Raw genomic sequence first — 14,672 nt, forward strand, 5'->3', positions numbered from 1 at the left:
AAAAACCTCCTAAAAGGTATTATACCACATCACTTTTCTCCCTGTAGTTTTTGTCCGCCCTCCATCCACCCTTCGGGATAGTACCAGTTCCTAAGGTATTTATAGCCACACTTTATGAGCTTCTGTCCAAGCCTTGTATTTTCTGCAGGCACGCCTTTTTCAAGCTGGAAAGATGTTTCTCTATCTTCATAATACTCAACGAATATCCTTCCAAAGTGCCGTGATATGAGCTGGTAAAGTTCATCTTCAAAGGGGCTTGAGAAAAACTCCGGCTCAATGTTAAAAAGCTCTATCCACTCTCTCCAGTAGGGTTTCCTACCGTAAAAGACCTTTGCAAAAAGAAGACTTCTTTCGTCCAAGCTAAGTGTGAGATTCTCCTCCTCCGCAAATCTTCCCTTATCCCTCTTTGATAAGTATAATCTTTTCCCTTTGCACACTATACCTTCTTTTAGAGTTTCTATAAACTCTTCAAAGGCGTTCATGGGCAAGCTCTAAAAAGCTAATGCTTTCTTGCATACCTGTGTGCATGTTCTTGATGGTTATAGTGTTCTGTCTTTTTTCGTCCTCTCCTATAAGGACTACATAGTCTGCCTTCAGCTTGTTGGCAAGCTCCAGCTGTTTCTTGAGATTAGCCTTTTTATAGGATGTCTCTACCCTCTTTCCCATATCTCTCAGCTTCTTTATTACCTCAAAAGCGTAATCCAGCGTATCACCAAAGGGAATTACCATATAAAGTGGCTCTTCCTGAGGAAGGTCCTTTACCAGCATGGAGATCCTTTCAATACCCACTGCAAAGCCTATAGCTGGGGTAGGGGGTCCTCCCATTTCCTCTACCAGATAATCGTACCTTCCCCCCGCTATTATAGTTATACCCAGCTCATCAGAGACAGCTTCAAAAACTGTCTTGGTGTAGTAGTCTAAACCTCTCACCAGATGGTGGTTCTCTCTGTATGGTATAGATAGCATGTCTAAGTAAGACTTTAGAGTTTCGTAGTGAGTTGCACACTCTTGGCAGAGGTAATCAACCATCTTGGGAGCTTGCTTTACTGCCTCCTTGCAGGTTTCTACTTTGCAGTCTAGGACCCGCAGAGGATTTTTATCTTTTCTGTCAAGACACACATCACACAAGTGTCCTACAACATCCTCCAGATAATCAGATAGGGCTTTTTTATAGGAAGGTCTGCACACTCTGCACCCAATGGAGTTTATCTCTATGGTAGCACTTATGCCCAGCTTTGTCAGTATTGTATGCACCATCTCTATCATCTGTGCATCCACCTGAGGGTCCAGCGTACCAAAAACTTCAGCACCTATCTGATGGAACTGTCTGTATCTTCCCGCCTGAGGCCTCTCGTACCTGAACATGGGACCTTCATAAAAGAGCTTCACATAAGGCTTTAGTGCATAAAGTCTGTTTTGTATGTAAGCTCTTACCGCTCCTGCAGTGCCCTCGGGTCTTAGAGCCAGCCACCTTCCTTTCCTATCCTGAAACACAAACATCTCCTTCTGGACTATATCGGTGACCTCCCCTATGCTCCTCTGGAACACCTCAAGATACTCAACTACAGGAAGAATTATCTCCTCAAAATTGTATAGCTTAAGCAGGCTTCTTACAGTGTCCGAAACATATCGGAATTTTTTAAGCTCCTGCCCAAAAATGTCGTGAAATCCTCTTACGCTTTGAAATTCCGCCATAAGGAATAAATTATAGCCTACCAGCTAGAAACTCTATAATTTTAATACTATGGAGTTTCCAAAGCTAAGACCTCGCAGGCTGAGGAGTAATGAGAGCATAAGGCGTTTGGTTAGAGAGACCAAGCTGAGTCTTGACGACCTTATATGCCCTGTTTTTGTGCGCTACGGAGAGGGTATTGAAGAAGAAGTGCCTTCTATGCCGGGAGTTTTCAGATACAGTCCCGACAAAGTGATTGATGAAGTTAAAAAGATAAGGGATTTGGGCATTCCTGCCATAATACTCTTTGGTATTCCAGAGCACAAGGACGAGGTTGGATCAGATACATGGAGCAAAGAAGGTATAATCCAGAGGACTGTAAGGCTTATAAAAAAAGAGGTACCAGACATTTATGTAATTACGGATGTGTGCTTCTGTGAGTACACCACCCATGGACACTGCGGAGTGCTCAAAAACCACCACGTTGACAACGATGCTACGCTTGAAAATCTCAAAAAACAAGCTGTATCTCATGCAGAAAGCGGGGCTGATATGCTGGCACCTTCTGGTATGATGGACGGTATGGTAAAAGCTATAAGGAGTGCTTTAGATGAGGCTAACTTTTATGAGATTCCCATAATGGCATACTCTGCCAAGTTTGCCTCTGCCTTTTACGGACCCTTCAGAGATGCTGCGCAGTCAGCACCAGCCTTTGGCGATAGAAGAACTTACCAGATGGACCCGTCCAACGCAAGAGAAGCCTTAAAGGAAGTGCTTTTGGACCTTCAAGAAGGTGCAGACATAGTTATGGTAAAGCCAGCCCTATCTTACTTGGATATTATTTACCGCGTAAAGGAGGCTACACTGCTTCCAGTATGCGCTTACAATGTGAGCGGTGAGTATTCTATGATAAAGGCAGCCGGAAAGCTTGGATGGATAGACGAAAGGAAAGTTATGTGGGAGGTGCTAACTTCTATAAAGCGTGCTGGTGCGGATATGATCATCACTTACTTTGCTAAAGATGTGGCTATTTTAATAAACAGAGGTGAGTTGGCATGAAGTATTACATAAAGACTTTTGGCTGTCAGATGAACTTCAACGACAGCGAAAGGATAAAGGGGATGCTCCAGACTTTGGGCTATCAAGAAGCAAAAGACTGGCAGGAGGCTGACATAATTCTTATAAACACCTGTACCATCAGAGAAAAGCCAGATCAGAAGGTGTTTTCTCATTTAGGTGAGTATAAAAAGCTCAAAGAACAAAATCCAAAGGCTCTCATCGGTGTGTGTGGATGTTTGGCTCAGAGGATGGGTTTTGAGCTTATTCAAAAGTCGCCAGTGGTGGACATTATGTTTTCAAGCTTTAACATGCATCAGCTTCCAGAGCTCATACAGCAAGCACAGGCTGGATACAAAGCGGTTGCCATACTGGAAAACCCACCGGATGATGAGGACAAGCTCTGGGATTATCCTACAGTAAGGGACAATCCTTACTGCGCATATGTGACGGTGATGAAAGGATGCGATAAAAACTGCACTTACTGTGTAGTTCCCAAAACGAGGGGAAGGCAGAGGTCAAGAAGTTTGGAGAGCATACTCAAAGAGGTAAGGGACCTTGTATCCGATGGTGTAAAAGAAGTGCACCTTCTTGGTCAGAATGTTACCGCTTGGGGCAAAGACATAGGAAAGCACTTTTCGGAACTTTTATACAGAGTAGCAGAGATAGACGGCGTTGAAAGAATAAGATTCACCACAGGGCATCCTAAGGACCTTGACGAAGGGATAGCTAAGGCAATGGGTGAGATAAAAAAGGTCTGTGAGCACATACACCTTCCCTTTCAGGCAGGCTCAGACAGGATACTAAAGCTTATGGACAGAGGCTACACTAAGGAGGAGTATCTTGAAAAGATAAGCATGCTCAAAGAGTATGTGAAAGGCATAACCTTTTCCACTGATGTAATAGTAGGCTTTCCCACAGAGACGGAAGAAGACTTTGAGGAAACTCTTGATATGCTTAAAAAGGTGAGGTTTGAGCAGGTGTTTTCCTTCAAGTTTTCTCCAAGGCCAGACACACCAGCGTATAGTATGGAAGGACAGGTGCCTGACCAGGTAAAGACCCAAAGAATGAGCAGACTTTTACAGCTACAAAAGGAGATAATGGGGGAGGTGGCCAAGTCTTACGAAGGCACTATTCAGGAGGTGCTTATTGAAAGCATAGAACACGGAAATAAATTAATAGGTAGGACCAGAACCAACAGGTGGGTAAGTATGGAAGGTGGTGTGGAAATGCTTGGAAAGGTGGTAAAGGTGAAAGTAATAAGGTCCTATCCTTTCAACATGGAGTGTGAATTAGTGTAGGAGGTAAAAAAATATGATAGAAATGGTGGTTCATGGAGTTACTTTAGACCCAGTATCTCAGATGCCCATAGTGGTGCTAAGAGCCAAAGACAATGAAGAAGTTTTGCTTCCTATATGGATAGGCATATTTGAGGCTGACAGCATAGTAAGGGAGCTTCAAAAAATTGAACCCCCAAGACCTATGACTTACGAGCTTCTAAAGAGTATTGTTCAACAGATGGGCGGTGTAGTGGAAAAGATAGTGATAACCGACCTTCGCGACAGCACCTACTACGCAGAGGTGCATATACTACACGGAAGCAATACCCTTATAGTGGACTCAAGACCCAGCGATGCAATAAATCTCGCTTTGAGGTTTGAAGCACCTATATATGTGGAGCCAGAGGTACTTGAGAAGTCAAAGGTCCCAAAACCGGAAGAGGACGAAGAAAAGCAGCATCTCAGAGAATGGCTTGAGAATATAAAACCGGAAGATTTTGAAAAAGGATTAAGTTGAAAGTGCCTTCTTTAAACATGCGTACATCACATCAGCCGATGGTGTCCCCACATCTATAACTGGCTCTACCATCTTAATTTCTCCGCTCTCTGCCAAATGGTCAAGAAGTATCTTAAAAACTCTTGAAAGCCCTTCCTCAAAACCAATACCTTCTTTAAACACATACAGGTCCATATCCTTCCTATAGCCAGCAAGCTGGTAAGGGGAGATGTCTTTGATGGCAATATCAGTCCCGACAGCATACGCACGAGCAGAACTCAGCGCCGTCTGCTGAGGTAGGTACTCTTTGGCATAGCATTCCATGTCCACATCTTTTAGCTTTTCCTCGTCTGGGATTGCTACCACATAAAGCGCACCTTCTTCCCTGAAAGTACCATCCTGGTAGTAAGCTCTGAGCTGTATGTAATAAACCCATGACCTCATGCTACGAACCTAAAAATAAGTTATAAAGGAATAATATGGGAGGGTATATTATTCTGCCCAGCACACCCGTAAATAGAAGCAGTGTTATGATGAGAAAGCCGTACATCTCAAACCTGTAGAAAAGCTCCCAGTATTTGATGGAGAAAAAGCTCATGAGCGCTCTTGACCCATCAAGAGGTGGTATAGGTATGGCATTGAAGACAGCCAGCACCACATTTATAAGCACCGATTTGGCACAGAATATGGCTAAGGGTAAAACCACCGCGCTTCCCAGAAAGTCAAGGTATCCCGCATCTATAAGTCTGTAAAAAAATCCAGAAAGAAGAGCCAGCAAGAGATTCATGCCTATACCGGCTGTTGATACGAAAAAAGTGCCCAGCTTGAGGTCTCTGAACCTCAACGGATTTATAGGGACTGGCTTTGCCCAGCCAAAGAGTATGGGAGACCCAACAAGTATAAACATGGCAGGAAGGATTATTGTACCAAAGAGGTCTATGTGGGGAATGGGGTTTATGGTGAGCCTTCCCGCTTCCTTAGCGGTGGCATCACCCATCTTATATGCCATCCAACCATGAGCATACTCGTGAAGTATAACAGCCATCATAATAGCAGGTATGGTGATAACAGCCTCTCTTAAGTCCATCTAAGAGATTATAGCAAAATTGCATGTTATAATCTTACTCATGTTTTGCATAGATCTCTCGGGGAAAAGAGCGCTTATTACTGGCTCTACGAGAGGCATAGGTAAATCTATAGCGGAGCATCTTGCTAAAGCAGGGGCAAGCGTGATAATCACAGGCAGAGATAAAGCTAAGGCGGAGGAAGTTGCCAAAGAATTAAACCAGAAGTATTCAACGCAAGCTTTTGGTATTGAATTAAGACTTGACGACCCTCAGTCAATAAAGTCCGGATACGAGCAGGTAGAAAAGCTCATAGAAGGTGTAGACATACTGGTAAACAACGCAGGCATAACAAAGGATAAACTATTTTTGAGAATGTCCTTAGAGGACTGGGAGGAAGTTATAAAGGTAAATCTCACAGGTACATTTTTTATAACTTCTCTGGCTATAAAGAGTATGCTAAAAAACAGGTGGGGCAGAGTCATTAACATATCCTCTGTAGTAGGTTTTATGGGGAATGTTGGACAGGTCAATTACTCCTCCACAAAGGCAGGTCTTGTGGGCTTTACCAAAAGCTTAGCCAAAGAGCTTGCCAGCAGAAATATAACGGTTAATGCAGTGGCACCCGGTTTTATAGAAACGGACATGACGGCTGTTTTATCTGAAGATATAAAGCAGAATTACCTAAAAAACATTCCTCTTGGAAGATTTGGAAAGCCAGAGGATGTGGCGGGTGCTGTGCTATTTCTGTGCTCATCTCTGGCAGACTACATTACAGGAGAAGTTTTGCACGTAAATGGCGGCATGTACTGAGCTATGAACCTCTTTATAGTAGAATCTCCTACAAAAGCTAAATCCATTGCCAAGTACTTGGGAAATGGTTGGGTGGTTAGGGCTACGCTGGGACACATAAAGGACCTACCAGAAAGGGAGCTGGGGGTGGATATAAAAACTCTTGAGCCTAAGTATGTGTGGCTCAAGGGGAAAAAGAAAATAGTGGACGGCATAAAAAAAGCAGCCAAAAAGGCAAAAAAGATTTATCTGGGAACAGACCCTGACAGGGAGGGAGAAGCCATAGCTTACTTTCTAAAGGAGGAGCTTTTAAAAGTAAACACATCCATCTATAGGGCTACCTTTTATGAAATCACCAAGAAAGCCATTACGGAAGCTATTGGAGGGGCAAGCGATATAAACTTAAATCTTGTGAGTGCGCAGTTTTCAAGAAGGGTGCTTGATAGACTCATAGGTTATAAGCTCTCACCCTTCCTCTGGAGAGACCTTAAAGAAAGGGGGCTTTCTGTGGGAAGGGTGCAATCCCCCACTCTCAGGCTAATTGTGGAAAGGGAGAGGCAGATACAGAACTTCAAAAGGAAAAAGTATTACTACATAAAAGCGGAATTTGTGGTGGATGGTGTGGAGTTTTCTGCGGTTTTTAAACAGAGGTTTGAAAAGCCATCCAACGCAGAACCTTTTATGAAGAAGTTAAAAGATGTGATGTTTGTTGTAAAGTCGGTGAGTAAAGAGATGCAAAAAGAACCACCACCAAAGCCTTTCAATACGGTGAGCCTTCAAGCGGAGGCAAGCAAAATTTTAGGTATAAGTGTTGATAAAGTGCAGAAGATGGCTCAAAAACTCTACGAGGAGGGCTTGATCACTTACCCAAGGACTGACAGCTACAGAATGAATAAGGAGAAAGCTCAGGAGTTTATGAAGTACATAGAGAGGACTTATGGGAAAGATTATGTGGGAAGGCTCAGAAAATACAAAGAGAAGGCACTAGCTTGGGGAGCCCACGAGTGTATAAGACCCACAAGCTTAGACAAAAAGCCAGAGAGTGTTCTGGAGCTAAAGCTCTGGAGCTTGATAAGCTCAAGGGCTCTTGCCAGTCTTTCTTCCGATGCCATAAGGGAAAAGTTTTTTGTAGTTCTCCTTGCTTTATCTGACCATACGCTTGAGTTTACCGCTGAGGGTTCAAAACTCGTCTTTGATGGATGGACAAGGATATATCCAAAAGAGGTAAAAGACAGAGCGCTTCCCCATCTTGAGGAGGGGCAGGTCATAAAGCCCAAAAGGATATATATTGAAGAGGTGGAGGTGCCTCCGCCTCCCAGATACACAGAAGGCAGTCTTGTGAGAACCTTGGAAAATCTCGGTATAGGAAGACCATCTACTTATGCAACAATAATAAAGACTTTAAAAGACAGAGGCTATGTAGTTCTGGAGAAGGGCTATCTAAAGCCTACCGAGATGGCCTTTAAGGTGGTGGACTACCTTATGGAAAAATTCCCTAATCTTATGGATTATGGTTTTACCAAATACATGGAAGATAACCTGGATGCTGTTGAGGAGGGCAAAAAGGACTGGAAGGAAGTAGTGAGGGAGTCTTACAGGAGGGTGCTCAATGCTAAGGAGTAAGTTCCGAGGGACACTGCTGGGGGCTGCATTAGGTGATGCCATAGGCAAATGTGTAGAGGATATCACAAAAGAAGAAGTTTATGACTTTTACGGCTCAAGGGTAGAAGGCTTTGTGGAACCTCATCCCCTCAGTCCATCCTATGGCTCTCATCCAGAGGAAATATCTGACGAGACTAAGATAACTTTGATCCTTCTTGAGAGCGTTGTGGACAAAAAAGCCATAGATCCGCAGGATTTTTACAAAAGGCTCATCCTCTGGAGGGAAGATGAAAAGAGCCACAGGTATCCAGACCCTGCACTGCTTACCGCTCTTGACCTTCTCTCCTCTGGTATATCTCTTGAGGAAGCTGGTTTTTCCTCAGCTTCCGTTGAGGGCATCCTCAGGTGTATAGTGGTAGGCCTCTTTCACTTTTACAACCCTCTTTTGGCTTCCGAAGGGGCAAGGCTGGTTTCTATTATGACCCACAGAAGTCCGGAGGTGTACGATGCGTCAGCAGTGCTTGCTGTTATGATATCTAATCTTATAAGAGATGCTTACCATCTTGATAACTTGGACGAAAGAGTCAAACTTTTGGAAGAACTTAAGCTTTTTGTAAAACACGACAGACACAAAACTTACCTGGACAGGGTAGCTGAGCTTCTCCAAGAGGGCGCGGATTTGGAGAGAGCAATAAATACGCTGGGCAATTCCACATATGTCTTTGAGTCCTTGCCTCTTTCTCTCTTTATATTCCTCTCTAACATAGATGAGCCTATGAAGGCTCTTTGGGATGCGGTAAATTCATACGGAGATTTTGGAGGGGATACGGATGCCATAGGATACTTGGTAGGTGCTTACTTGGGTGCCTACCTGGGACAGGAGATATTTCCCCTTGACCTTGTTGAAAACTTGGAGAATTCTGGTTATTATATTTCTTTAGCCGATAAGCTTTATCATGTGGTAGAAGAACACATAGAAAGGAGGTTGCAAGATGCCCTATAAGCTACAGGAGAGCTTTCTAAACACAGCAAGGAAGAGAAGGGTCAAGGTGACCATATATTTGGTGAATGGCGTCAGGCTTCAGGGAAGGGTAAGATCCTTTGACCTTTACACCATACTTATAGAGGACGGTCGGCAGCAGACGCTGGTTTATAAGCACGCCATAACTACCATAATACCTGCTGAAAAGCTTGAGATTGAATTTGAGGAGGAAGGAGTGCCGGGGGCTGTGTAAAGCCCCTCCCTTTCAAAACATACCGGGAGGCTTACCCTTTGAAACTACTAGCCTCTCTACAGGTTGGTCATTTTTTAGATGGTTGTTTACTATCTCTTCCACATCCTCAGGTCTTACATTTCCATACCACACACCGTCGGGATACACCACCATAGTGGGTCCCATACCGCACGGACCTAAACAGCCAGTTGGTGTTATCACCACGCTCATGAAAAGCTCAGGGTCCATCTGTAGCTTCTCCATAAACTTCTGATATATGTCTCTGCTTCCCTTCTCGGCGCACGACCCCATGGGATGACCGGGAGGTCTCTGGTTTACGCATATAAAGAGATGCTTGAAGTTCATTGCTTACCTCCTTGAGAGTTTTGGAAGTATTTTAGCAGAAGGCAGGGAAAAGATATTATGAGACATATCATCCAATTGGCTCCAGAAAATCAGTGTGTATGGTCTTTACTTTATCACCAAAATCCACCGTAGCTCTTTCCTCTTCCAAAGCTATAACTTTACCTTTACCAAACACCCTGTGTATTACCATGTCCCCTACCTTTAGGTTATTGCGCTTTAGCTCTAATGAATAAGTGGTTTTCTTTACCTTGAAAGAAGAAAGGTCCAGATGCTCCTTTGGTATGTCCGAAAGAAACCTGCTGGGTTTGCTGTTTTTGTCTCTGGTGTAAGTCATGTAAAGCATATCCTTAGCTCTTGTTATGGCAACATAGAAAAGTCTTCTCTCCTCTTCCAGCTCCTGAATATCCTCTTTACTTTTTTCGTGGGGAAGTATGCCTTCTTCAAGTCTTGGTAAAAACACAACAGGAAACTCAAGCCCTTTACTGGCGTGTATAGTCATAATGTTTACAGCTTGGGCTGTCTCTTCTTCTTGACTTATAAGCATCACCTCCTCAAGCACCTCCAAAACCGAAGCACCTTCCTTTTTCTTCTCCTCCAAAAATCTGAAAAGCTCTTTGATATTCTCCTCCCTTTCCTTGTAATCCTTTTGGTACTTTACCTGCATGTAATTTAAGTAGCCTACATGCTCCAAAATTTCCCAAAGAGCGGTGGGGTATTCGTCTATACTTTGCTTTAGCTTTATAAGGTTTCTGATAAGATGGTACAATCTTTTGGATTTCTCCTCTGACATATGCTTTATGGCAAGTATGGAAGATGCTATCCAATCTCCCTGATGGAATCTCTTTATTATGGCAAATGTCCTCTCTCCTATCTGCACGTTTTCCAAGCATCTTTTGAAAGATAGCTCGTCTGAGGGGTTTACCATCAGCTTTAAAAAGGCAAGCACATCCTTTATCTCAGCTCTTTCAAAGAATTTTACAGATCCCACAATTTTGTAGGGTATCCTGGCGTTGAAAAATGTTCTCTCAAAAATGTCTGTAAGGTAAAGAGCTCTTACAAGAATTGCTATATCCTGGGGCTTATAGCGGCTGAGAAGCCTCTTTATCTCACGTGCTATCCACAAAGACTCTTCAAGGGGATCTGAGAAGCGCCTCACAACAGGTTTTTCTTCACCGTCTCTGACTGGCTTAAGCACTGGAGTTAGGCTCTTCCACTGGGCTTTTGAGGCAGAAAGGACTGCATTGGCAACTGCAATAATGTGCGCTTTAGAACGGTAGTTATACTCAAGCTTTATAATGTCAGGTTTAAAATCCTCCACAAATTTTAGCATGTTGTCTGGTCTTGCATACCTCCACTCGTATATGCATTGATTTGGGTCTCCTACCACACAGATGTTTTCTTTTGCCAGAAGTTTTACCATTTCGTACTGTATTATGTTGGTGTCCTGAAACTCATCTACCATAACAAATTCAAAAAAATCTCTCCATCCATCACTATAATTTTTAAGAAGCTGGTAAGTTTTAAAGAGAAGTTCAGAAAAGTCAAGGAAGTTTCTTGACTTTAGGACAGAGGAGTACTGTCTGTATACCTCCTCTAAGGTGCTATCTTCTGGCTCTCTGAGGCTTTCGCGCCTTGATGTTATATAGTTGTTTGCCACTTCAAGCATATCTTTACTTAAGTTCATCCGCCTTAGGACCTCTTTGAGTATCTTCTTCCTGTCATCTTCGTCAATTATGCTAAAAGATGGGTCTATCCCCATCTTATATCCTTCCTGTCTTAGGATCTTCAAGGCTATAGAGTGAAATGTACCTGCCCAAGGTACCTCCTTGTTGGTAAGTTTAACTATCCTCTCCCTTATCTCCCTTGCCGCTTTGTTGGTAAAAGTAAGGATGAGTATCCTGTCCTGCCTTAGTCCTCTTTTGACAACTAAGTGTTCCAGCTTGTAGGTGAGAGTTTTTGTCTTGCCAGAACCTGCACCTGCCACTATCAAAAGTGGCTTGCCAAAATGTTTAACTGCTCTCTCTTGTGATGGATTTAGCATAGTTCCTCCTTCTACAGATTCAAACTTACAGAAGGAGGTTTTGCAGGGTAGGGGACTATAGGCTCCCTACCAAACCGCCAAAGAATGTTCACCGCCCCAACTACATCAGCATCATTTTCATATCCACAGTTGAGACAGTGAAACCATTCTCCATCACGGTTTGCCCTGTCCTCATATCCACATTGAGGACAAGTCCTGCTGGTATAACTCGCAGGAACTATGTGCCACTGGACGCCAGCTACCTCACATAGCTCCTTTATTCTCCTCAAAACATATCCATACATCCAGTAGTTAAATCTCCTGTTAATGTCTCTTCTCCACTTGCCTCTCTTCCCTCTCTTTAAATTCTTCAGCTTCTCTAATACTGGAGAAAATGAACCATCTATTACCTGCTTCAAAACCCTGTTTACCTCTGTCTTAAGATAGTCAAGAACTCTCTTAAACCTTTTGCTTCCTTGCTTCTTTGGTAAAATTTTCTTCTCAATTATCTCCTTTATCTCTCTTCCAAACACCTGACCATCTGATAAAGTTATAAGCTTTCTATATCCTATATCTATCCCTTTTGGTCCTCTCTCCTCAAGCACCACCTCCTTCTTAAAAGTCAATTTCAAAAACCACTTGCCATCTCTCTTTAAAAGCTCCATACCGGAACTTAACTTCCACTCGTCAAAATACTTCTGTGCATATCTGTAATTCTTGACTGGAAAATGAACCCAGTTTTTGTCTTTTGGATTTCTTAATAAGAACCAGAAATTAAACGAATTATTTCCTCTCTCAAGCCTGTAAAATCTCTTATCCAGTTTAAGACTTACCTTTTTGACCTCAGGCTTGTTAACTTTCTTCTTCCTTTGAAAAACACTTTTTAAGATATCTACTGCCTGAAGGAGAGCGCAGCCTAAATATCTCTTTGACAACCATGTCTTATGAGAATAAGTCTTTACATGCTCGTAAGATGGAAGGCTCCTCTCATCAAAACCTTTATCCACAAAATACTGCAGAGCGTTTTTGTATTCTTCCCACAATTGGTCTAAGAACTTTTTCTTTCCAGCATTTGCAAATTCCAGACTGAATAACAAACTTCGCTTTATCTCTTTTGCCTGCATCTTTCCGATTATTTTAATTTATTCTTCGTTGGTCTATAAAATCAGTTATTAGTTCCTACACTGTAGTATAGTATAATTTTAATGCCATGAAAATAGCCTTTCTTAAAACAGGCAACGAGACAGGACCCAACAGGCACATATTGGCACTTTTGAGGCACTTTCAAAACAAAGGACTGCAAGTAAAAGAGTTTGACCTCACCAACGGAGACATACAGCAAACTGTTAATCAGATGCTTGAGTTTTCTCCCACCTTCTCTTTGGATGTTAATGCGACAGGAGTGATAGTTGGTCAGCAAGGTGAGGAGAGGATACCCATCTGCGATGCTTTTGGATTTGTCCATGTGAGCATTTTTACAGATGACCCACTCCTTTACTTTCCTACTTTGCTGGACATGAGAACTGCCAACAATTTCTTACCTGTTTTGTGCGACCTTAAGTATATGGACAGTTTAAGGATGCTTGGTATAAATAAGGGGCTTTTCTACATAACTCCCTTTGTGGAAAGGGAATTTATGAGAGAACCACAAGGTGAAAAGGACATAGAGGTGGTCTTTGTGGGTCCTGTATCCGACCCAGAAGTGTTGGCAAAGCAGGTGATAAATAACCTTCAAGAGCACCTTATACCCTTCTTCTTTGAAGTGGCTGAATTTATGTTTAGAAACCCAGAGGTATCCGTGCATGTTGCTTCCGAGTACATACTCTCTATGTTTCACCAGAACCTTCAGGAAGAGATAAACAAGTGGCGAAACGAAAAGCCAGAGGAGTATCTTAGACTTCTCAACGACATTTCCATATATGCTACTTCAAAGAAGAGATGGTATTTACTCAGTTTTCTTGACGGTATTGACCTCAAGATAGTTGGTGAGTTTCAGGGTGAGCTAAGAGAAGGGCACGAGATCCTGCCAACCAGCTCATACGAGGACTTTCTTGAAGTGCTGGGCAGGTCCTACATGGCTATTTTGAGTTTTCCCTTCAGTGTCCCATCTGGTATAGGCTTTACACCTCTTGAAGTGGGCTTTATGGGCTGTGCTCCCCTAATAGACTACAGAATGACTCTTCAGGGCTTTTTGACACCGGGTAGCGAGTGTATTACTTACCTACCCCTTGACAGAGCTGACATTGAGGAGAAGATCCTTTACTACCTTGAACATCCTGACGAGGCTCTTTCAATAGGTCAGTCGGTAAGGCAGAAGGTGTTGCAGAAATTTACTCCCGAGGATAGAGGAGATTTTCTTATAAGTGTATTTGAACAGATCCTTGAAGGTGTCAAAAAATCCTCTGAGTGATGTTTCCGGGCTTTGGCACTCTGGTAAATGCCTCCCTCATACTTTTAGGCTCTTTCGTAGGCTTAAGAGCTTCCAGATACATACCCACCAGTCTGAAGGATGGTGCCATAAATGCCATAGGACTCTTTACCCTTATGCTGGGTGTAAAGCTCCTTTACGAAAACAAGCCAGAAACCCTCAAAGTGTTTTTTACAATCCTCATAGGTTCTGCACTGGGGCATCTGGCAAAAATAGAGGAGAGCCTTCACGAGCTTTTAAAAAATAGAGGAGGTGATTCTTTAAGCGGTTTTGTAAGCGCATCCGTGCTTTTTACTGTAGGACCTATGACGCTTTTGGGGTGTATACTTGAGGGTACAAAAGGTGACAGCACACTAATACTGTCAAAGGCTTTTATGGACGGTTTTTCTTCCATTATCCTCTCCTCCTCCCTGGGCAAGAGCGTTGCCTTTTCCGCCTTCTTTGTTCTCATATTTCAAGGTTCCCTTACTATGCTGGCTTTTTACTTGGGTAGCTTTTTGCCAAAAGACTCTATGTCCAACGCCCTTTTTGTAGGTGGTGGTCTCATGCTTTTAACTGGTGCAAAAATACTGGGTCTTTTGGAAAGGATAAAGGTACTTAACTTCTTTCCTTCACTTTTTATAAGCTTGTTGGTGTAAGACCCACGCCGAAATCTCCTGCGTCTAAGTAGCTGAAGTACCTT

General features: G+C 42.9%; 16 protein-coding genes. 9 read left to right on the forward strand and 7 right to left on the reverse strand.

Features of this window, described 5'->3' with window-relative positions; genetic code table 11:
• Positions 1 to 29 precede the first annotated feature (29 nt).
• On the reverse strand, positions 30 to 482 hold the full coding sequence (locus tag HTH_RS02425) for a DUF1122 family protein (RefSeq protein WP_012963128.1): 453 nt from the start codon (positions 480 to 482) through the stop codon (positions 30 to 32).
• Positions 469 to 1,695 carry a histidine--tRNA ligase gene (gene hisS / locus HTH_RS02430; RefSeq protein WP_012963129.1) on the reverse strand — a complete coding sequence of 409 codons (1,227 nt, stop codon included), beginning with the start codon at positions 1,693 to 1,695 and terminating at the stop codon, positions 469 to 471. The genes HTH_RS02425 and hisS overlap by 14 nt, the downstream gene beginning before the upstream one ends.
• 49 nt (positions 1,696 to 1,744) lie before the next feature.
• On the opposite strand from hisS, the gene hemB reads away from it, so the two are divergent.
• Genes hemB through HTH_RS02445 form a run of 3 tightly spaced genes read left to right on the forward strand, consistent with a single transcriptional unit; the run spans position 1,745 to position 4,525 of the window.
• Positions 1,745 to 2,731, forward strand: a complete 987-nt coding sequence (gene hemB / locus HTH_RS02435) for a porphobilinogen synthase (RefSeq protein ID WP_012963130.1) — start codon at positions 1,745 to 1,747, stop codon at positions 2,729 to 2,731.
• The gene (gene miaB / locus HTH_RS02440; RefSeq protein WP_012963131.1) at positions 2,728 to 4,029 is read left to right on the forward strand and encodes a tRNA (N6-isopentenyl adenosine(37)-C2)-methylthiotransferase MiaB; all 1,302 of its coding nucleotides are present in this window, start codon (positions 2,728 to 2,730) and stop codon (positions 4,027 to 4,029) included. The genes hemB and miaB overlap by 4 nt, the downstream gene beginning before the upstream one ends.
• Before the next feature lie 13 nt (positions 4,030 to 4,042).
• Positions 4,043 to 4,525, forward strand: a complete 483-nt coding sequence (locus HTH_RS02445) for a bifunctional nuclease family protein (protein ID WP_012963132.1) — start codon at positions 4,043 to 4,045, stop codon at positions 4,523 to 4,525.
• Here the strand turns inward: HTH_RS02445 and HTH_RS02450 are convergent.
• Both HTH_RS02450 and HTH_RS02455 read right to left on the reverse strand, forming a co-directional pair.
• Positions 4,517 to 4,948 carry a hypothetical protein gene (locus HTH_RS02450; RefSeq protein ID WP_012963133.1) on the reverse strand — a complete coding sequence of 144 codons (432 nt, stop codon included), beginning with the start codon at positions 4,946 to 4,948 and terminating at the stop codon, positions 4,517 to 4,519. The genes HTH_RS02445 and HTH_RS02450 overlap by 9 nt on opposite strands.
• 1 nt (position 4,949) lies before the next feature.
• The gene (locus HTH_RS02455; protein WP_012963134.1) at positions 4,950 to 5,591 is read right to left on the reverse strand and encodes a site-2 protease family protein; all 642 of its coding nucleotides are present in this window, start codon (positions 5,589 to 5,591) and stop codon (positions 4,950 to 4,952) included.
• Between the two features lie 40 nt (positions 5,592 to 5,631).
• Between HTH_RS02455 and fabG the strand changes: the two genes are divergently transcribed.
• From fabG to hfq, 4 genes are read left to right on the forward strand one after another with little or no spacing between them, the layout of a single operon-like run.
• Positions 5,632 to 6,381, forward strand: a complete 750-nt coding sequence (gene fabG / locus HTH_RS02460) for a 3-oxoacyl-[acyl-carrier-protein] reductase (protein WP_012963135.1) — start codon at positions 5,632 to 5,634, stop codon at positions 6,379 to 6,381.
• A gap of 3 nt (positions 6,382 to 6,384) precedes the next feature.
• Positions 6,385 to 7,983: a type I DNA topoisomerase gene (gene topA / locus HTH_RS02465; protein WP_012963136.1), complete on the forward strand. Its 1,599-nt coding sequence runs from the start codon at positions 6,385 to 6,387 to the stop codon at positions 7,981 to 7,983.
• Complete coding sequence (locus tag HTH_RS02470; RefSeq protein ID WP_012963137.1) at positions 7,970 to 8,965, forward strand: ADP-ribosylglycohydrolase family protein; 996 nt, start codon at positions 7,970 to 7,972, stop codon at positions 8,963 to 8,965. The genes topA and HTH_RS02470 overlap by 14 nt, the downstream gene beginning before the upstream one ends.
• Entirely contained in the window at positions 8,955 to 9,197 is a 243-nt protein-coding gene (gene hfq / locus HTH_RS02475) for an RNA chaperone Hfq (RefSeq protein ID WP_012963138.1), read from the forward strand. Before HTH_RS02470 ends, hfq begins: the two co-directional genes overlap by 11 nt.
• Before the next feature lie 12 nt (positions 9,198 to 9,209).
• Here the strand turns inward: hfq and HTH_RS02480 are convergent, their stop codons facing one another.
• From HTH_RS02480 to HTH_RS02490, 3 genes are all read right to left on the reverse strand, one after another.
• The gene (locus HTH_RS02480; protein WP_012963139.1) at positions 9,210 to 9,542 is read right to left on the reverse strand and encodes a (2Fe-2S) ferredoxin domain-containing protein; all 333 of its coding nucleotides are present in this window, start codon (positions 9,540 to 9,542) and stop codon (positions 9,210 to 9,212) included.
• 67 nt (positions 9,543 to 9,609) lie between these two features.
• Positions 9,610 to 11,583, reverse strand: a complete 1,974-nt coding sequence (locus HTH_RS02485; protein ID WP_012963140.1) for an ATP-dependent helicase — start codon at positions 11,581 to 11,583, stop codon at positions 9,610 to 9,612.
• A gap of 11 nt (positions 11,584 to 11,594) precedes the next feature.
• The gene (locus HTH_RS02490; protein ID WP_012963120.1) at positions 11,595 to 12,686 is read right to left on the reverse strand and encodes an RNA-guided endonuclease InsQ/TnpB family protein; all 1,092 of its coding nucleotides are present in this window, start codon (positions 12,684 to 12,686) and stop codon (positions 11,595 to 11,597) included.
• An 86-nt stretch (positions 12,687 to 12,772) separates the two neighbouring features.
• Between HTH_RS02490 and HTH_RS02495 the strand changes: the two genes are divergently transcribed.
• A complete protein-coding gene (locus tag HTH_RS02495; protein ID WP_012963141.1) occupies positions 12,773 to 13,972 on the forward strand; it encodes a glycosyltransferase in 1,200 nt (399 codons plus the stop codon).
• On the forward strand, positions 13,972 to 14,628 hold the full coding sequence (locus HTH_RS02500; RefSeq protein WP_012963142.1) for a DUF554 domain-containing protein: 657 nt from the start codon (positions 13,972 to 13,974) through the stop codon (positions 14,626 to 14,628). The genes HTH_RS02495 and HTH_RS02500 overlap by 1 nt, the downstream gene beginning before the upstream one ends.
• Positions 14,629 to 14,672 lie beyond the last annotated feature (44 nt).

The sequence above is a fragment of the Hydrogenobacter thermophilus TK-6 genome, from assembly GCF_000010785.1.
GTDB lineage: Bacteria > Aquificota > Aquificia > Aquificales > Aquificaceae > Hydrogenobacter > Hydrogenobacter thermophilus.